16 protein-coding genes and 1 riboswitch are annotated in these 17,777 nt (G+C 74.9%); of the genes, 11 read left to right on the top strand and 5 right to left on the bottom strand.

The features are described 5' to 3' along the window. Positions 1-121: 121 nt before the first annotated feature. Positions 122-1,249 (bottom strand): alpha/beta hydrolase, encoded by a 1,128-nt coding sequence (locus tag QIS96_RS13895; RefSeq protein WP_282542841.1) that lies wholly within the window; start codon positions 1,247-1,249, stop codon positions 122-124. A gap of 87 nt (positions 1,250-1,336) precedes the next feature. After that, complete coding sequence (locus QIS96_RS13890; RefSeq protein WP_282542892.1) at positions 1,337-2,038, bottom strand: class II aldolase/adducin family protein; 702 nt, start codon at positions 2,036-2,038, stop codon at positions 1,337-1,339. 369 nt (positions 2,039-2,407) lie between these two features. Here QIS96_RS13890 and QIS96_RS13885 point away from each other — a divergent pair, with 369 nt between their 5' ends. From QIS96_RS13885 to QIS96_RS13850, 8 genes are all read left to right on the top strand, one after another. After that, positions 2,408-3,739: an inorganic phosphate transporter gene (locus QIS96_RS13885; protein ID WP_282542840.1), complete on the top strand. Its 1,332-nt coding sequence runs from the start codon at positions 2,408-2,410 to the stop codon at positions 3,737-3,739. A 37-nt stretch (positions 3,740-3,776) separates the two neighbouring features. After that, positions 3,777-3,998, top strand: coding sequence for a hypothetical protein (locus QIS96_RS13880; RefSeq protein WP_282542891.1), 222 nt, complete (start codon positions 3,777-3,779; stop codon positions 3,996-3,998). Between the two features lie 135 nt (positions 3,999-4,133). Next, positions 4,134-4,253: riboswitch (cobalamin riboswitch) on the top strand. Between the two features lie 127 nt (positions 4,254-4,380). Beyond that, entirely contained in the window at positions 4,381-5,400 is a 1,020-nt protein-coding gene (locus tag QIS96_RS13875; protein ID WP_282542839.1) for a cobalamin biosynthesis protein, read from the top strand. Next, complete coding sequence (locus QIS96_RS13870; protein ID WP_282542838.1) at positions 5,397-7,046, top strand: cobyric acid synthase; 1,650 nt, start codon at positions 5,397-5,399, stop codon at positions 7,044-7,046. Before QIS96_RS13875 ends, QIS96_RS13870 begins: the two co-directional genes overlap by 4 nt. Then, the gene (locus QIS96_RS13865) at positions 7,043-9,160 is read left to right on the top strand and encodes a putative cobaltochelatase (protein WP_282542837.1); all 2,118 of its coding nucleotides are present in this window, start codon (positions 7,043-7,045) and stop codon (positions 9,158-9,160) included. Before QIS96_RS13870 ends, QIS96_RS13865 begins: the two co-directional genes overlap by 4 nt. Next, complete coding sequence (gene cobO / locus QIS96_RS13860) at positions 9,160-9,768, top strand: cob(I)yrinic acid a,c-diamide adenosyltransferase (protein WP_282542836.1); 609 nt, start codon at positions 9,160-9,162, stop codon at positions 9,766-9,768. Before QIS96_RS13865 ends, cobO begins: the two co-directional genes overlap by 1 nt. 34 nt (positions 9,769-9,802) lie before the next feature. Then, positions 9,803-11,197, top strand: a complete 1,395-nt coding sequence (locus QIS96_RS13855; RefSeq protein WP_282542835.1) for a cobyrinate a,c-diamide synthase — start codon at positions 9,803-9,805, stop codon at positions 11,195-11,197. Beyond that, on the top strand, positions 11,194-11,892 hold the full coding sequence (locus QIS96_RS13850; RefSeq protein WP_282542834.1) for a VOC family protein: 699 nt from the start codon (positions 11,194-11,196) through the stop codon (positions 11,890-11,892). Before QIS96_RS13855 ends, QIS96_RS13850 begins: the two co-directional genes overlap by 4 nt. Before the next feature lie 14 nt (positions 11,893-11,906). Here QIS96_RS13850 and QIS96_RS13845 read toward each other — a convergent pair whose 3' ends face one another. After that, a complete protein-coding gene (locus tag QIS96_RS13845; protein WP_282542833.1) occupies positions 11,907-12,626 on the bottom strand; it encodes a ZIP family metal transporter in 720 nt (239 codons plus the stop codon). 116 nt (positions 12,627-12,742) lie between these two features. On the opposite strand from QIS96_RS13845, the gene QIS96_RS13840 reads away from it, so the two are divergent. The 3 genes from QIS96_RS13840 to cobC are packed head-to-tail and all read left to right on the top strand — an operon-like array spanning position 12,743 to position 15,130. Then, entirely contained in the window at positions 12,743-13,183 is a 441-nt protein-coding gene (locus QIS96_RS13840; RefSeq protein WP_408907180.1) for a cobalamin biosynthesis protein, read from the top strand. Then, on the top strand, positions 13,180-14,064 hold the full coding sequence (locus tag QIS96_RS13835; RefSeq protein ID WP_282542832.1) for a sirohydrochlorin chelatase: 885 nt from the start codon (positions 13,180-13,182) through the stop codon (positions 14,062-14,064). The genes QIS96_RS13840 and QIS96_RS13835 overlap by 4 nt, the downstream gene beginning before the upstream one ends. Continuing rightward, a complete protein-coding gene (gene cobC, locus QIS96_RS13830; protein WP_282542831.1) occupies positions 14,042-15,130 on the top strand; it encodes an Rv2231c family pyridoxal phosphate-dependent protein CobC in 1,089 nt (362 codons plus the stop codon). Before QIS96_RS13835 ends, cobC begins: the two co-directional genes overlap by 23 nt. Positions 15,131-15,231: 101 nt before the next feature. Here the strand turns inward: cobC and QIS96_RS13825 are convergent, their stop codons facing one another. Together QIS96_RS13825 and QIS96_RS13820 are read right to left on the bottom strand one after the other, a co-directional pair. Beyond that, complete coding sequence (locus QIS96_RS13825; protein ID WP_282542830.1) at positions 15,232-16,176, bottom strand: SCO1860 family LAETG-anchored protein; 945 nt, start codon at positions 16,174-16,176, stop codon at positions 15,232-15,234. 409 nt (positions 16,177-16,585) lie between these two features. Next, on the bottom strand, positions 16,586-17,701 hold the full coding sequence (locus tag QIS96_RS13820) for an amidohydrolase family protein (RefSeq protein ID WP_282542829.1): 1,116 nt from the start codon (positions 17,699-17,701) through the stop codon (positions 16,586-16,588). Between the last annotated feature and the right edge of the window lie 76 nt (positions 17,702-17,777).

The following is a 17,777-nucleotide window of genomic DNA, read 5'->3' as shown; positions in this document are numbered from 1 at the left end:
CCGGCCGGAAGAAATCTGACTCTTACGGGCATAGATGCAGGAAAGCCGCGCCCGCTTGAGTGGCGCCGGTCACCCGGGACGTGCGCCCCCGGAGCCGGGAACAGCCGGAAGTGCGCGCCTCCTACATCAGCGGGGTGAGGAAGCGGCGCAGCGTCTCCTCGTACCCCTGCGGGTCGGCGTTCCACATCGCGGCGTGCGGGGCGTCCGGGACGGCGTACAGGGTGACCAACTCCGGGCGTTGCGCGGCGAGTTCGCGGGAGCGGAGCCAGGGGGCGAGGGTGTCGTCGGGGCCGTGCACGAGCAGGGTGGGGACGCGCAGGGCGGCGGCGTCGGCGGCCTCGGCGGCGCGGCCGTCGCCGAGGCCCGTGCGGCCCTGGGCCGCGCGGACGGCGAGCGGCAGGAGCGGGGCCGGGGTGTGCCGGGCGGCGGCGAGGGCGCGCAGCGTGAGCTCCCAGTCGAGCACCGGGGAGTCCAGGACGAGGCCGGTGACGCGGTCGCGGAGCGCGGAGTGGGCGGCGGCGCGCAGGGCCATGGTGGCGCCGGTGGACCAGCCGTACAGGACGACGCGTTCGGCGCCGTAGCGCACGGCGTAGCGGATGGCGGCGTCGAGGTCGCGCCACTCGCTGTCGCCGAGGTGGGCGAGGCCGTCGGGCTGGCGCGGGGCGCCGACGTCGCCGCGGTAGGCGAGGTCGAGCACGGGCAGGCGCAGCCGGTGCAGGAGGTCCATCACCACCATGGGGTGCTCCCTGGTGGTGCCGAGTCCGTGCACGGTGATCACCCAGGTGTCGCGGCCGCCGGGCACGAACCAGGCGGGCAGGCCGCCGAGCTCGCCGGGCACGTCGACGTCGGCGTGCTCCAGGCCGAGGGCGTCGCGCGGGTTGCCGATGTGCACCTGCGGGGTGAGCCGGACCTTCGCGCCGGGTTCGAGGTGTCCGTGGGTGACGCGTTCCAGGCGGCGTACGACGGTGTCGGCGGCGGTGGCCTCGCCTTCGAGGACCGGGCCGACGATCGCGTGGGAGCCGTCGCCGCCGAGCCCGTAGGTGCCGGGGCGCAGGGCGGCGAGGGCGCGGGTGAGGGTGATCCGGTCGCCGTCGGCCTTGTGCACCGTGAGCTTGGGGTCGGTGGGCAGCGGGCAGCCCGAGCGCGCCTTGAGCGCGGCGTCGCTCGCGTACCGCCCGGCCGCGACGGCGGCCGTGCCTGCGCCGATGACGGCGGTGAGGGCCGCGGCGGCGGCCGATACGGGTCGCATGCGCTCCAGTGTCGGCGGGGACCGGGAGTCGGGCCACTCGGCGGGCGCCGCGCACCGGGCCGCACGCGCGGGGCCGGGCGGCGGGGGTCAGCGCCCGCCCTGGCCGTACCCCTTCAGCTGTCGCCCGGCCGCCGCGAGGTCGGCGGGGCCGAGGAGGCTCGGGGTGTGTCCCGGGACGGCGTGGGCGGTGAGCCAGAGGCGGCTCATCCACTCCAGTTGGGCGGTGCGGTCGTAGGCCTGGTCGAGGGTGTCGCCGTAGGTGACGGCGCCGTGGTTCTGGAGCAGGCAGGCGGTGCGGTCGCGCAGTGCGGCCAGCATGTGCTCGGCCAGTTCGGGGGTGCCGTAGAGGGCGTACGGGGCGACGCGGACGGGGCCGCCGAGGTCGGCCGCCATGTAGTGGATCGGCGGCAGTTCCGGGACGAGCGTGGAGACGGCGGTGGCGTGCAGGGCGTGGGTGTGGACGACGGCGCGGGCGGGGGTGGCGCGGTAGGCGGCCAGGTGCAGCGGGAGTTCGCTGGTGGGCTTGAGCTTGCCGTGCACCTGCCGCCCTTCGAGGTCGACGGCGACCAGGTCCTCCGGCGCGAGCCGGTCGTACGGGACGCCGCTGGGGGTGATGAGGATCAGCTCGCCGACGCGTACGGAGACGTTGCCCGAGGTGCCGACGACCAGGCCGGTGTCGGCGGCGCGGCGGGCGGTCGCGACGAGGTGGGCCCAGGCGCGCGCCAACTCGGCCGCGCCGCCTGCCTGTTCCGTGCTCTGCACTGTGGGGTCCGCGCCGCTCTGTGTCATGGGGTCTGCGCTCTCCGTCATGAGGCGATCCTGCCAGGGCCGGAGCGGGCTCGTCGGCGCCCGTCGGCCGGGGGTGATCAGGATCTCTTCGGGCCCGCCCGAAGGGGTTCGGCCGCTGATCGGCGTACGACCGGAGTGCGGCCTTCCGAGGAGCGCGAGAGTCTTGCGGAGGCCCCAATTCCGGGCCCGTAGGCAACCGCGCCGGCGACCGTGTCGAACAGCCGGAACGGCAAAGGGAATCCGGGCCACCGGATGCTTGCCCACAAGCAGCCCACCCGAGCCACTCCACCGCCCGCTCCAGTTCACTTTCCGTTCACCCAGGTTGCCTACGTTCCACGAGCCACTGACGTCGAACGATTGCCTGGGTAAATGGAACACATCACGCTGCTGCTCGCGATTGTGATCGTGACAGCTCTCGTGTTCGATTTCACGAACGGTTTCCACGACACCGCCAACGCGATGGCCACGACCATCTCGACCGGCGCTATGAAGCCCAAGGCTGCGGTGGCCATGTCCGCCGTGCTGAACCTCGTCGGAGCGTTCCTCTCGGTCGAGGTCGCCAAGACCATCTCCAGCGGACTGGTCAGAGAAGACGGCATCCAGCCTGAAGTGATCTTCGCGGCGCTCGTCGGCGCCATCCTCTGGAACCTGCTGACCTGGCTGGTCGGCCTCCCCTCCAGCTCCTCGCACGCCCTCATGGGCGGCCTGATCGGCGCGACGATCGCCTCCATCGGCGTCAGCGGCGTCAACGGCGGCGTCGTCGTCACCAAGGTCCTGATCCCCGCGGTCGCCGCGCCGCTGGTCGCCGGCATCGCCGCGTTCCTCGCCGCGCGCCTGACGTACAAGCTCGGCAAGAACGTCGGCGAGCAGTCGAGCGCCAAGGGCTACAAGGCCGGGCAGATCGCCTCCGCCGGTCTGGTCTCCCTCGCGCACGGCACCAACGACGCGCAGAAGACGATGGGCATCATCACGCTGGCGCTCGTCGCCGGCGGCGCCCTCGCGCCGGGCTCCAACCCGCCGGTCTGGGTCATCGTCTCGGCCGGCCTGGCCATCGCCCTCGGCACGTACCTGGGCGGCTGGCGCATCATCCGCACCATGGGCAAGGGCCTCACCGACCTGCAGCCGCAGCAGGGCTTCGCCGCCCAGACCTCGGCCGCCGCGGTCATCCTGGCCTCGTCCAACCTGGGCTTCTCGCTCTCCACCACGCACTCCTGCTCCGGCGCCGTCATGGGCTCGGGCCTCGGCCGCAAGGGCGGCGTCGTGCGCTGGTCCACGGCGACCCGGATGTTCGTCGCGTGGGGTCTGACCCTGCCGGCCGCCGGTCTGGTCGCCGCGGGCGCCGAGTTCGTGGCCCGCCAGGGCGGCTGGGGCATCGCGGCCGTCGCGGTCTTCCTCGTCGCGTCCTGCCTCGCGATCTGGGTCATCTCGCGCCGCCAGGTCGTCGACCACAACAACGTCAACGAGGCGGACGCCCCCGCGGCCGCCGCCTCCGCCGACGCCGGCGTCCCGGCGGACACGGAGCCCGCGGGCGTCGTGACCACCGCCATCGCCGCCGTCACCCCGCCCCCGACCGGTGTCTCCGGCACGGCGACCGCCACGGCCACCGCCACCGCGGAAGCGGGCGAGGACGCCGAGCCCTCCATACCGGCCCAGGCCGGCGCCGCCGCGGACTCCACGCGGCCCGCCGGTGCGACCGTCTGATCCGGCGTCCGGACCAGCGAGCTAAGGAACACGCATGATCGACATCGACTGGGCGGCGCTCGGCTCCGTCTTCGGCGTCAGCCTCGTGGCGACGGTCGCCCTGGTGGGTCTCTTCACCCTCGGCATCGTCGGCCTCTCCAAGCAGGAGGCGGCCACCACGCAGGGCGGCTCCGCGCCGCTGGCCCGCACCGGCGCGTACGCCTGCTTCGCACTCTGCGCGGCGGCGGTGGCGTACGGGATCTTCCTGATCGTCAGCTGACCCTGCACATACGCGACGAACCGCCCCGTCACGGCTCTTCGGAGGGCCGCGGCGGGGCGGTTCGCTGTGGGCCTCCGCACACTCTTCCGCCGCAGGTCAAAGCGGAGTTGACGGGCGTTCTCGGGCGTGGTGGACTGCCCGAGCCAAGACGACGGTCAGGAGAGGAAGCCGGTGCGAATCCGGCGCGGTCCCGCCACTGTCACCGGGGTTGACGCCCCGGGAGCCAGGAACTCCCGCCGCCGTTCACGTCGAACCAGGGCGCGGACCCTGAGTGAGGACAACAACGCCATGCGCGGCTGCCGTTCGGATGTCTCCGGCCCATCCCGTACGACCCGTCTCCGTACGGGTGCCCCGTTCCTTCGAGGCGTGACGGCAGTCTGAGGTGCGTGCCGATCGCGTCTTCGCGTACGGCGCCGCCGCCGGCCTCCTCGGCGACCTGCTGCTCGGCGATCCCCGCCGAGGCCATCCGGTCGCCGCGTTCGGCCGTGCCGCGAGCGCCGTGGAACGAACCCTGTGGCGGGACCACCGCGGCTGGGGCGCCCTGCACACCGCCGTCTGCGTGGGCGGCGCAGTGTCCGCCGCCGCGCTGTCCGCGGCCGCCGTGCGCCGCTCCCCCGCCGCCTCCGTCGCCCTGACCGCCGCCGCCACCTGGGCCGTGGTCGGCGGGACTTCGCTCGGCCGGGAGGCGCGCGCCATCGGCGACGCGCTCGCCGCGGGCGACGTGGACGCCGCCCGCGAGCGCCTCCCCCACCTGTGCGGGCGCGACCCGCAGGCGCTCGACGCGGACGGGATCGCCCGTGCCGTCGTCGAGTCCGTCGCCGAGAACACCTCCGACGCCGTCGTGGGCGCGCTCGTGTGGGGCGCCGTCGGCGGAGTGCCGGGCCTTGTCGCGTTCCGGGCCGTGAACACGCTCGACGCGATGGTCGGCCACAAGTCGCCGCGGTACCGGCGGTACGGGTGGGCTTCCGCTCGGCTCGACGATGTCGCGGGGTGGGGCGGGGCTCGGTTGACCGCGGTCCTCGCTGTGGTCTCCGGGGGGTCTCCCCGCTCCGCGGTGCGGGCTTGGCGGGAGGACGCCGGGAAGCATCCCAGTCCCAACGCGGGCCCCGTGGAGGCTTCGTTCGCCGGAGCGTTGGGGGTGCGGCTCGGGGGGACGTTGTCGTATGGGGGGCGGGTTGAGGAGCGGCCGGTGCTCAACGCCTCGGGGCGGGCCGTCGAAGTGGCTGATGTTGAACGGGCGGTTCGGCTTTCTCGGCGGGTGAGTTGGCTTGCACTCGGTGCTTGTGCTCTTGCGCGGTCCGTCTGGGCGTTGACTTCAGGGCGCCCGGCACCGGGGGTTGTGCCCACCCGTTCCGCCCTGCGGAACAGATGCCCACAACGGGGAAGGGGAGCGAGCTCATGAGCGGCGGTCTACTGGTTGCCGGGACCACCTCCGATGCCGGTAAGAGCGTTGTCACCGCCGGGATTTGTCGGTGGCTTGCCCGTAAGGGTGTGTCCGTCGCGCCGTTCAAGGCGCAGAACATGTCGCTGAACTCGTTCGTGACGCGGGAGGGCGCCGAGATCGGGCGGGCGCAGGCCATGCAGGCGCAGGCCGCCCGGGTCGAGCCGAGCGCGCTGATGAACCCGGTGCTGCTCAAGCCCGGCGGGGACCGCTCCAGCCAGGTCGTCCTCATGGGCAAGCCGGTCGGCGAGATGAGCGCGCGGGGCTACCACGGCGGGCGGCAGGAGCAGTTGCTGGGCACCGTCACCGACTGCCTCGCCGAACTGCGCAGCACGTACGACGCGGTGATCTGCGAGGGCGCGGGCAGCCCCGCCGAGATCAATCTGCGGCGTACCGACATCGTGAACATGGGCATCGCGCGCGCCGCCGGATTCCCCGTCGTCGTGGTCGGCGACATCGACCGGGGCGGGGTCTTCGCCTCGTTCTTCGGTACGACGGCGCTGCTGAGCGAGGCCGATCAGGCGCTGGTCGCCGGGTACTTGGTGAACAAGTTCCGGGGCGACGTGACGCTGCTCGAACCCGGGCTCGACATGCTGGAGAAGCTCACCGGGCGGCGTACGTACGGAGTTCTGCCGTACGCGCACGGCCTCGGGATCGACGAGGAGGACGGGCTTCGCGTGTCGCTGCGCGGCGCCGTGCGGGAGTCCGTCGTCGCGCCGCCGGTCGGCGCGGACGTGCTGCGGGTCGCGGTGTGCGCGGTGCCGCTGATGTCCAACTTCACCGACGTGGACGCGCTCGCCGCCGAGCCGGGCGTCGTCGTGCGGTTCGTGGACCGGGCCGAGGAGCTGGCCGACGCGGACCTGGTGGTGGTGCCCGGAACGCGTGGGACCGTCAAGGCACTTGGCTGGCTGCGGGAGCGCGGCCTCGCCGACGCCCTTGCCCGCCGCGCCGCCGAGGGCCGCCCCGTGCTCGGCATCTGCGGCGGCTTCCAGGCTCTCGGCCAGCACATCGAGGACGAGGTCGAGTCCCGCGCCGGTGCCGTCGACGGGCTCGGACTGCTGCCCGTACGGGTGCGGTTCGCGCGCGAGAAGACCCTGGCCCGGCCCGTGGGTTCGGCCCTCGGCGAGCGGGTCGAGGGGTACGAGATCCACCACGGCGTGGCCTCCGTCGAGGGCGGCGAGCCGTTCCTCGACGGGTGCCGTGTCGGCTCCGTGTGGGGCACGCACTGGCACGGGTCCCTGGAGTCCGACGGGTTCCGGCGGGCGTTCCTGCGGGAGGTCGCGCGGGCCGCGGGGCGACGTTTCGTGCCCGCCCCGGACACGTCTTTCGGCTCGCTGCGCGAGGAGCAGTTGGACCGGCTCGGGGATTTGATCGAGGAACACGCGGACACGGACGCACTGTTGAAGTTGATCGAGGGCGGGGCGCCCTCGTCCCTCCCCTTCGTCCCTCCTGGGGCTCCGCCCCAGACCCCGGATCGGCCTGAACGGCCTCGTCCTCAAGCGCCGGACGGGCTGATTGTGGCTGAGCCGGCTCGTCAAGTACCGGACGGGCTGACAGTTGCCGGGCCAGCCGAACTCAGCGTGACCCCCCAGGAGGCCACCCCTTGAACACCCCCTACCCCTTCACCGCCCTCGTCGGCCAGGACGACCTGCGGCTCGCGCTGCTGCTCAACGCCGTGTCGCCCGCCGTCGGCGGCGTGCTCGTGCGCGGCGAGAAGGGCACCGCCAAGTCCACGGCTGTACGCGCCCTTTCGGCGCTGCTGCCCGAGGTGGCCGTCGTGTCCGGCTGCCGGTTCTCCTGCGACCCGGCCGCGCCCGACCCGAACTGCCCCGACGGGCCGCACGAGTCCGTGGCCGCCGACGGCCGGGCCGCGCGGATGGTCGAGCTGCCCGTCGGCGCGTCCGAGGACCGGCTCGTCGGCGCCCTCGACATCGAGCGGGCCCTGTCCGAGGGCGTGAAGGCCTTCGAGCCCGGACTGCTCGCCGACGCGCACCGCGGCATCCTCTACGTCGACGAGGTCAACCTCCTCCACGACCACCTGGTCGACCTGCTGCTCGACGCGGCCGCGATGGGCGCCTCGTACGTGGAGCGCGAGGGCGTGTCCGTACGGCATGCCGCGCGGTTCCTGCTCGTCGGCACCATGAACCCCGAAGAGGGCGAGCTGCGACCGCAGTTGCTGGACCGGTTCGGCCTGACCGTCGAGGTGGCCGCGTCCCGCGAGCCCGACCAGCGGGTGGAGGTGGTGCGGCGCAGGCTCGCGTACGACGACGACCCGGCGGCGTTCGCGGCGCGGTTCGCGGCCGACGAGGCGGAGCTGCGGGACCGGATCGTGGCGGCGCGCGCGCTGCTCCCGAACGTGCGGCTCGGGGACGCGGCGCTGCGGCAGATCGCCGCGACCTGCGCGGCGTTCGAGGTCGACGGGATGCGCGCGGACATCGTGATGGCCCGTACGGCGACCGCGCTCGCCGCGTGGGCCGGGCGCGAGGACGTGGCCGCCGAGGACGTACGGCAGGCCGCGCTGCTCGCCCTGCCGCACCGCAGGCGCCGCAACCCCTTCGACGCGCCGGGCCTCGACGAGGACAAGCTCGACGAGACCCTGGAGGAGTTCGGGGACCCGGAGGAGCAGGACGACGACCCGGAGCCCGACCCCGAGCCCGACGGGCCCGGCGACCCGGACGGCCCCGGCGGCCCGGACGGCGGCGGGCAGCCCCCGCAGGGCGGCGACGGGCCCGAGGTGCCGCCGCAGGGCGGCGCGGCCGAGGACGCCCCGCGCCCCGAGTCCACCGAGCAGGAGACGGACCAGGAGCGCGAGCAGCAGCCCGCGGCCTCAACCGCCCCTGAACAGGCCCCTGTTGGAGCTTCCGAGCCGTTCCGCGCCAAGCTGCTCACCGTGCCCGGCACCGGTGCGGGCGCGGCCGGGCGGCGCTCGCGGGCCCGCACCGAGCACGGCCGTACGACCGGTTCGCGCAGGCCGCAGGGCGCGCTCGGCAAGCTGCACCTCGCGGCGACCGTGCAGGCCGCGGCCCCGCACCAGCACGCGCGCGGACGCTCGGGCCCCGGGCTCGTCGTACGCCGGGACGACCTGCGGCAGGCGACCCGCGAGGGGCGCGAGGGCAACCTCGTGCTGTTCGCGGTGGACGCGTCCGGGTCGATGGCGGCGCGGCAGCGGATGAGCGCCGTGAAGGGCGCCGTGCTCTCGCTGCTGCTCGACGCCTACCAGCGGCGCGACAAGGTGGGCCTCGTGACGTTCCGCGGCAAGGGCGCCGAGGTGGCGCTGCCGCCCACGTCGTCCGTGGACGCGGCCGCCGCGCGCCTGGAGCAGCTGCCCACGGGCGGCCGTACGCCGCTCTCCGAGGGCCTGCTGCGGGCGCACGACGTGCTGCGCGTCGAGCGGCTGCGCGACCCGGCGCGGCGTGCGCTGCTCGTCGTCGTGACGGACGGCCGGGCCACCGGCGGGCCCGAGCCCGTCGCCCGCGCGGCGCGTGCCGCGGGCCTGTTCGCCGCCGAGGGCGTCGCCTCGGTCACCGTCGACTGCGAGACGGGCCCGGTCCGGCTCGGCCTCGCCGCGGAGCTCGCCCGGAACCTCGGCGGCAGCGCCGTCACCCTCGACGAGCTGCGCGCGGACAACATCGCCGGACTCGTCCGCGACGTACGCGACGCGGCCGGCAGCTCCTCCCACTCCTCGATCTCCTCGACCTCCTCGATCCGAAAGGCCGCCTGATGCCTCAGGGACAGCCGTCCGTCGTGCCCGACGACGGGCTCACCACCCGCCAGCGCCGCAACCGCCCGCTCGTCGCCGTGCACACCGGCACCGGCAAGGGCAAGTCGACGGCCGCGTTCGGGCTCGCCCTGCGCGCCTGGAACCAGGGCTGGCCTGTCGGGGTGTTCCAGTTCGTGAAGTCCGCGAAGTGGAAGGTCGGCGAGGAGCGGGCCCTGAAGGTGCTCGGCGCCTCCGGCGAGGGCGGCACCGTCGACTGGCACAAGATGGGCGAGGGCTGGTCCTGGGTCCAGCGCGACCTGCAGGGCGACAACTCCTCCAACGAGGAGAAGGCCCTCGAGGGTTGGGAGCAGGTCAAGCGGGACCTCGCGGCCGAGACGTACCGGATGTACGTGCTCGACGAGTTCGCGTACCCGATGCACTGGGGCTGGATCGACGTCGAGGAGGTCGTGTCCGTCCTTCGCGACCGGCCGGGTCAGCAGCATGTGGTGATCACCGGGCGGAACGCGCCGCAGCCGCTGCTCGACTTCGCGGACCTGGTGACCGAGATGGGCAAGGTCAAGCACCCGATGGACGCGGGCCAGAAGGGCCAGCGAGGCATCGAGTGGTGATGCCGGTCAAGGAGCTCCAGAGGGGTCTCGCGTCGTGACCTCCGTACCGCGTCTCGTCATCGCCGCGCCCTCCTCGGGGAGCGGCAAGACCACCGTGGCCACCGGCCTGATGGCGGCCTTCGCCGAGGCCGGGCTCGCGGTGTCCCCGCACAAGGTCGGGCCCGACTACATCGACCCCGGCTACCACGCGCTCGCCTGCGGCCGCCCCGGCCGCAACCTGGACGCGTACATGTGCGGCACCGGCCTGGTCGGCCCGCTGTTCGCGCACGGCTCGGCGGGCTGCGACCTCGCGGTGGTCGAGGGCGTCATGGGGATGTACGACGGGGCGTCCGGGCAGGGCGAGTTGGCGTCCACCGCGCAGGTCGCGAAGCTCCTCAAGGCGCCCGTGGTGCTGGTCGTGGACGCCTCCTCGCAGTCCCGGTCGGTGGCCGCGCTCGTGCACGGCTTCGCGTCCTGGGACCCGGAGGTGCGGCTCGCGGGCGTCATCCTCAACAAGCTGGGCTCCGACCGGCACGAGCAGCTCCTCCGGGACGCCCTCGGCGAGTCCGGCGTCCCGGTGCTCGGGGCGCTCCGCCGGGAGAGTCAGGTCAAGGCGCCCTCACGGCACTTGGGGCTCGTGCCGGTCGCGGAGCGGCGGGCCGAGGCCCTGGAGTCGGTGGCCGCGCTCGCCGCGCAGGTACGGGCGGACTGCGACCTCGAAGGCCTGCTCGCCCTGGCCCGCAGCGCGCCCGCCCTGCCGGACGCGCAGTGGGACCCGGCCGCGGGGACTCTCCCTCAGGCGCAGGGGGCCCGACCCGTCGTGGCGCTCGCGTCCGGGCCCGCGTTCACGTTCTCGTACGCCGAGCACGCCGAGCTGCTCACCGCCGCCGGGGCCGAGGTCGTGCCGTTCGACCCGCTGCGCGACGAGCAACTCCCCGACGGGACCGCCGGGTTGGTGATCGGCGGCGGCTTTCCCGAGGTGTACGCGCCGGAGCTGTCCGCCAACGAGCCGCTGCGCAAGGCCGTGGCCGAGCTCGCGCGGAGCGGTGCGCCGGTGGCCGCCGAGTGCGCGGGCCTGCTGTACCTCGCGAAGTCCCTGGACGGGAAGCCGATGTGCGGGGTGCTCGACGCCGAGGCACGCATGTCGGAGCGGCTGACCCTGGGCTACCGGGAGGCCGTCGCCGTGTCGGACAGCCCGCTCGCGGCGACCGGTACGCGGCTGCGCGGGCACGAGTTCCACCGCACGGTGATCGAGCCGGGCGCGGGGCCGACCCCCGCGTGGGGCATGCATCTGCCGGAGGTGGGGGTCCCCCCTGGTCGAGCGAAGTCGAGAGCTCGGGGGAGGGTGGAGGGCTTCGTGCAGGGCGGTGTGCACGCCAGCTATCTGCACACCCACTGGGCGGCCACCCCGGACGTGGCCCGCAGGTTCGTGGCAGGCTGCGGCTCATGACCGCCCGACCCCCGTACGCGGACGCCCGGTTGGACCACCTGGTCCTCGCCACGCCCGACCTCGACCGCACCGTCGCCGATGTGGCGGAGGCGACCGGGGTGCCCCCTGCGGAGGGCGGCCGGCACCTCGGGCACGGGACGCGGAACTTCCTGTACGGGCTCGGGGGCGGGGCCCTCGGGGACGGGGCGTACCTGGAGATCGTCGGGCCGGACCCGGAGCAGCCCGCCCCGCGGGGCCCGCGCTGGTTCGGCATCGACGCACTGACGTCGGCCCGGCTCGTGAACTGGGCGGTGCGGGTCGACGGCATCGCGGAGCGGGTCGCGTACGCGCGAACGCAGGGGCACGACCCGGGCGAGCCGGTGTCCATGTCCCGGCGGACGCCCGAAGGGGCCTTGCTGGGCTGGCAGTTGACGTATCCGCAGCCGCGCGGGCGCAGCGGGTTCGACGGACTGCTGCCGTTCCTGCTCGACTGGGGCACGAGCACCCACCCCACGCAGCGCGGCCTGCCCCCGCTGCCGCTGCTCTCGTTCGAGGCCGGCCACCCGGACCCGGACGCCGTACGGGCCGGGCTCGACGCGCTCCGCGCCGGTGCGGTCGCCCCGCGGATCACGGCCGCCCCGCAGCCGTACCTCCGTGCCGTGGTCGAGGGCCGGCGCGGCCGGGTCTCGTTCGGGCGGGGAGTCCTGCCGTCATGAGGGCCCGCGCGGGCTCACTCCGCCGCGCCGACCACCAGCCACACGAAGCCGACGCCCGCCACCGTGCTGCACAGCGTCGGCACCGCCGGGTGGTCGTGGTGCGCCTCCGGCAGGATCTCCGCGGCCGCGAGATAGAGCAGCGCGCCGCCGAAGAAGCCGAGGTAGCTGCCGAGGAACTCCTCGGGCAGCGTGAAGAGCATCGTGGACGCGGCCCCCACGACCGGCGCGGCCGCCGCGGCGAACAGCATGGCGAGCGCCTTGCGCCGGGCGTTCCCGTACAGGCTCGTGATCGTGTACGTGTTGAAGCCGTCCGCGAAGTCGTGGCTGATGACGGCGAGGGCGACGGTCAGGCCCATCGCGCCGCCCGACTGGAAGGCCGCGCCGAGCGCCACGCCGTCCATCAGGCTGTGCACGACCATCGCGGCCGCCGCGGTGAGCCCGACCTGCGGCACCCGCCCGTCGGAGCCGTGTGCGGCCTGCCGTACGGCGAGCAGCCGCTCCACGACGTGCGCGACGAGGAAGCCGCCGACGAACAGCAGCAACGCCCGGGGCACGCCGTGCAGTTCACGGCCCGCGGCCTCCAGGGCCTCCGGCAGCAGTTCGAGGCCGACGACGCCGAGCATGAGCCCGCCCGCGAAGCCGAGCACGAGGTGCTTGCGGTCGGTGACGCGCTGCGCCGTCCAGCCGCCGACCAGCGTCATCAGGAACGCGCCGAGCGCGACGATCACCGCCATGGGCTCTTGCTAGCCGATGGACCCGGCCCCTTCCGCCTCCGACACACCTGATATCTCCTGGTCACACCTGCCCCACCCGTGTCCGCCCCCGCTGTTCGAACCGAGAGGAACCGCCCATGGCCACTGCGCCGCCGCACCCCGGCGCGCTGATCGCCGGTGTGGGCGCCGGGCGCGGCGTCCCGGTCGACGAGGTGCTCGGCCTGGTGCGTGCCGTGCTGCGCGAGGCGGGCCGGGCCGAGCAGGGCCTCGACGCGCTCGCGACGGTGGACGCGAAGGCGGACGAGCCCGGCGTCGCGGGGGCCGCGCGGGCGCTCGGCGTGCCTCTCCTGACGTACTCCGCGGCCGAGTTGGCGCGGGTGGCCGTGCCCAACCCGGCGGGCGCGGCGCTCACCGCCGTCGGCACGCCGTCCGTCGCCGAGGCCGCGGCGCTCGCGGGCGGCGGCCGGCTGCTCGTGCCCAAGCGCAGGTCGAGCCCCGAGGGCCGGCCCGCGCGGGCGACCTGCGCGCTCGCCCTCTCCCCCGACTCCTTCCCGTACCTCCCCGAGGAGACCGAGTGACCACACCTCCGACCGAATCGGCCGCGTCCCGGCCGGTGCTGCTCGTCGCGGACGACGGCGCCCGGGACGCGGCCGGCGCCGCGGCGCTCCGCGACTTCGTCGACGCGCTCGGCCGGCACAGCCCCGAACTCCCGGTGGCGGGCGGCCACTTGGCGCAGTTGCCGGACGCGGCGCTCGCCCCGGCCGTCGCCGAGCTCCTCGCCGGTGGCGGCCCGGCCCGCCTGACCGCCGTACCGCTGACGCTCGCCCCCGCGGCCCACGCCGAGCGCGCCGTCTCCTCGGCCCTGGAGCGCGCGCGGGAGCGGCAGCCTGCGGTGTCGTACGCGTACGGGCTGCCGCTCGGCGGGCATCCCGTACTGCTCGACGCCCTGGAGCGGCGGGTCGAGGACGCGCTCGGGACGGGCGCGCGCACGCCGGGCGACCGGGGCGGGGTCACGGTCCTACTCGTCGGCCGCGGCTCGGCCGACCCGGAGGCCAACGCCGAGGTGCACCGGGTGGCGCGGCTGCTGTGGGAGGGGCGCGGGTACGCGGGCGTGGAGGCGGCGTTCGTGTCGCCGGCCGCGCCGGACGTGCCGAGCGGGCTCGACCGGTGCGCGCGGCTCGGGGCGCGGCGGATCGTGGTGCTGCCGTACTTCCTGCTCGACGGGGCCGTGCCGGAGCGGCTGCGGGCGCAGGCCGAGGGCTGGGCGGAGGCGCACCCGGAGGTCGAGGTGCGCACGGCGGCGGTCGTCGGCCCGGACCCGGCCCTGCTCGACCTGGTGGTACGCCGCCATCGCGAGGCCGTCGCGGTGGGCCCCGTGCCCACGGCCGACGAAGGACGACAGACGCCCCCTGCCCGGCACGCACCTCAGGACAGACATGAACACGCACACGCACACTGACACCCCGCCCCCCTCCGCGGCCGCCCACGACCTGCGGCACCACGGCGACGCGGAGGTCAGGGACGACGGCGCGGAGCTGACCGACCTCGCGGTCAACGTCCGTACGGACACGCCCCCTTCGTGGCTGCGCGAGCACATCGCCGGGTCCCTCGGCTCCCTCGCCGCCTACCCGGACGGCCGCCGGGCGCGGGCCGCGGTCGCCGCGCGGCACGGCCTCGCCCCGGAGCGGGTGCTGCTGACGGCGGGCGCGGCGGAGGCGTTCGTGCTGCTCGCGCGGGCGCTGCGGGTGCGGCGGCCGGTCGTCGTGCATCCGCAGTTCACGGAGCCGGAGGCAGCGCTGCGGGACGCGGGGCACGAGGTCCGACGGGTGCTCCTGCGCGCCGAGGACGGCTTCCGGCTCGACCCGGCGGCGGTGCCCGAGGACGCGGACCTGGTGGTGGTGGGCAACCCCACCAACCCGACGTCGGTCCTGCACCCGGCGGAGCTGCTCGCCCGACTGGCCCGTCCGGGGCGGACGTTGGTGGTCGACGAGGCGTTCATGGACGCGGTGCCGGGCGAGCGGGAGGCGCTCGCGGGGCGCACGGACGTGCCGGGCCTGGTGGTCCTGCGCAGCCTCACCAAGACCTGGGGGCTCGCGGGCCTGCGGATCGGGTACGTCCTGGCCGCGCCGGAGACGATCGCGGAGCTTGAGCGCGCCCAGCCGCTGTGGCCGGTGTCCACGCCCGCGCTCGCCGCGGCCGAGGCGTGCATGACGCCGCGCGCCCTGGCGGAGGCGGAGTCCGCGGCCCACGCCATCGCCGCCGACCGGGCCCATCTCCTCGCGGGTCTCGCCGAGTTCGAGGAGGTCACGGCGGTGCGGGCGGCCGAGGGGCCGTTCGTCCTGATCCATGTCGAGCGCGCGGCGGCGGTCCGCGCCCACCTGCGCGACCTGGGCTTCGCCCTGCGCCGCGGCGACACGTTCCCCGGCCTGGACGAGAGCTGGCTCCGCCTCGCGGTACGGGACCGGGCGACGACGGGCCGCCTGCTCCAGGCCCTCGACCGGGCCCTGGTGCTTGCGAGCCGCTGAGACCCTCGTACGAACTGGCCTGATCCGTACGGGAGTCGAGTGAGGGAGGGGCGGCACAGGGCAGGCGGCCGCCCCTCCCCCACGTATCGGGGCGCGGACGCTCAGGCGCGCCTGCGGGCCGCGTACAGGGCGCCGCCGCCCAGGGCCACGAGGAGTACCGCGCCGCCCGCCACGTACGGCGTCGAGGAGTCGCCGCCGGTCTCCGCGAGGTTCTGCGACTGCGCGCCGCCCTGCGGCCGGGGCTCTTCCTTCGGCTCGTCCCCGTCCGGCTGCTCGGGCGCCGGGTCCGCCGGGTCCACCGGTTCCTTCGGGGGTGCGGCCGGGGACTCGCAGGTGGCGCCCGCGAGCGTGACCAGGCCGTCGACCTCGGCGATGTTGAGATTCAACGGGTTGACGGACACCTTGAGTTCGAGCGCCGAGGCCGCCGCCGTACGGGTCGTGGTGTGCTTCTTCGCCAGGTCGAGGCGGACCTCGCCCACGCCGGGCACCCGCACATGCGTCGGTCCGGCCGCGGAGAGCGTGACCCGCTTGCCGAGCACGGTCACCGAGCCCACCACGTCGGCCTCGGCGACCGGCCGCTCGCCCGCCACGCACACCGCCTTCGACGTGACGTTCTCCAGCTCGATCAACGGCACCGCGGGCAGGCCCGGCAGGTGCACCTTGGCCCGCGCGAGATGCGTACGGCCCTCGGCCTTGTGCCGGTCGGCGGTGGCCTTCGCCGAGGCCGCCTCGGCGTGCACCATGCTGAACGGCCGCTCCTGGTCGAGGCCTTCGACGTCCACGGTGAGCGCCGTCTTCTCGGCGGACGCGGGCGCCTGGACCTCGTTGAGGGAGGTCTTGACCGGCACGTTCACGGATTTGTCGAGCAGCGAGACGTCGAGCCCCGCGCGCAGGACGACCGCACTGGACTTGCCGTCGCCGCCCGTGGCGTGGGCGGGCACGGCGCCGGCGAGGGCCGCGGGACCTGCGGCCAGCGCCGTCGCGGCCGCGACGGCGGCGAACCGCCGGGTGCGCGGCGCGGGCGTGCGGAAGGTGTTGCTGTTCACGGTGGTGGAACCCCCAGGGGACATGAGCGCGCACGCTCAGGGACAGGGAGCCGCGGGCACCGCCGTACGGGGACAGTCGTACGGAGACGGACGTACGGGGTCAGTCGTACAGAGCCGTCGGTGCGGTGCGGGCGACCCGGACCCCGGCATCGTTACGCACCAGGAGTGAACCGGCAGCGACATCAGGTCACTTCACTCCAACGTGGGGTTTCCGCCCTCGTTTTCGATTCCGACGGCACACGCGTTCCCTTCCGTCTCCCGCGCCACACCCCTTGCCGGACCTGGGAGTTGTCGCACGGAAGCGCTCGCACCGGTCGCGGAAAGTGGAAAACGAGCGGCGGGTGCGCGGGGGCACGGGTGCGTCAACCCGACGCCGCGCGCGCCCCTGCGCCCCCTGCCCGCCGCATGGTCACCCCACGACGTTGCCGTTCACCACGATCCGGCGCGGCGCCGCGAGCGCCCGTACGTCGGCGCGCGGGTCCTCCCCGTACACGACGAGGTCGGCGGGCGCGCCCTCGGTGAGGCCGGGGCGGCCGAGCCAGTCGCGGGCGCCCCAGGTGGTGGCGGAGAGCGCGGCGAGCGGCGGGATGCCGGCCTTGGTGAGCTCGACGACCTCGGCGGCGGCGAGGCCGTGCGCGAGCCCGCCGCCCGCGTCGGTGCCGACGAAGACGGGGATGCCGGCGTCGTAGGCGGAGCGCACGGTGTCGTAGCGGCGGTCGTACAGGCGGCGCATGTGGTCGGCCCAGATGGGGAACTTGCTGTCGCCGCCGGCCGCGAGCTTCGGGAACGTCGCGATGTTCACGAGGGTCGGGACGATGGCGACGCCGCGCTCGGCGAAGAGCGGGATGGTGTCCTCGGTCAGGCCGGTGGCGTGCTCGATGCAGTCGATGCCCGCCTCGACCAGGTCGCGCAGCGAGTCCTCGGCGAAGCAGTGCGCGGTGACGCGGGCGCCGAGCCGGTGCGCCTCGGCGATCGCGGCCTCGGCCTCGGCCCGCGGCCAGCAGGACCCGAGGTCGCCGGTGGAGCGGTCCAGCCAGTCGCCGACGAGCTTGACCCAGCCGTCGCCGCGCTCCGCCTCCTGCCCGACGTACGCGACCAGCTCGTCCGGCTCGATCTCGTGGGCGTAGTTGCGGATGTAGCGCTTGGTGCGGGCGATGTGCCGGCCGGCGCGGATGATCTTCGGGAGGTCCTCGCGGTCGTCGATCCAGCGGGTGTCGGAGGGCGAGCCCGCGTCCCGGATCAGCAGCGTCCCGTTGTCCCGGTCGGTGCGGGCCTGCCGCTCGGCGGTCTCGGCGTCGACCGGCCCGTGCGCGTCGAGCCCCACATGGCAGTGCGCGTCGACGAGGCCGGGCAGCGCCCAGCCCTCGACGGTCGTCACGTCGTCCGCGCCCGGCGGCCGCGTGAAGCTCACCCGCCCGCCGACCACCCACAGCTCGTCCCGCACGTCCTCCGGCCCGACGAGCACCCGCCCCCGAACCCTCAGCACGCCTGTCTGCGCCCCTGCCCGCGCCCGTGAATCACTCATGCCCGCAGCCTAGATCGCACTCGGTACGCTCGGACCGGCACCCGGACACGAACACGTCAAGCAGCCCGCGGCCTCC

This window comes from Streptomyces cavernicola, assembly GCF_029968035.1.
Classification (GTDB): Bacteria; Actinomycetota; Actinomycetes; order Streptomycetales; family Streptomycetaceae; genus Streptomyces; species Streptomyces cavernicola.
The sequence above is the reverse complement of the archived record's forward strand: the minus strand, read 5'-3'. Positions and strand labels throughout refer to the sequence as shown.

Bases quoted from the DNA above. Each gene is read 5' to 3' on its own strand.
- QIS96_RS13895 (WP_282542841.1), bottom strand. From the start codon at position 1,249: ATGCGACCCGTATCGGCCGCCGCCGCGGCCCTCACCGCCGTCATCGGC.
- QIS96_RS13890 (WP_282542892.1), bottom strand. From the start codon at position 2,038: ATGACACAGAGCGGCGCGGACCCCACAGTGCAGAGCACGGAACAGGCA.
- QIS96_RS13885 (WP_282542840.1), top strand. From the start codon at position 2,408: ATGGAACACATCACGCTGCTGCTCGCGATTGTGATCGTGACAGCTCTC.
- QIS96_RS13870 (WP_282542838.1), top strand. From the start codon at position 5,397: ATGAGCGGCGGTCTACTGGTTGCCGGGACCACCTCCGATGCCGGTAAG.
- cobO (WP_282542836.1), top strand. From the start codon at position 9,160: ATGCCTCAGGGACAGCCGTCCGTCGTGCCCGACGACGGGCTCACCACC.
- QIS96_RS13850 (WP_282542834.1), top strand. From the start codon at position 11,194: ATGACCGCCCGACCCCCGTACGCGGACGCCCGGTTGGACCACCTGGTC.
- QIS96_RS13845 (WP_282542833.1), bottom strand. From the start codon at position 12,626: ATGGCGGTGATCGTCGCGCTCGGCGCGTTCCTGATGACGCTGGTCGGC.
- QIS96_RS13840 (WP_408907180.1), top strand. From the start codon at position 12,743: ATGGCCACTGCGCCGCCGCACCCCGGCGCGCTGATCGCCGGTGTGGGC.
- cobC (WP_282542831.1), top strand. From the start codon at position 14,042: ATGAACACGCACACGCACACTGACACCCCGCCCCCCTCCGCGGCCGCC.
- QIS96_RS13820 (WP_282542829.1), bottom strand. From the start codon at position 17,701: ATGAGTGATTCACGGGCGCGGGCAGGGGCGCAGACAGGCGTGCTGAGG.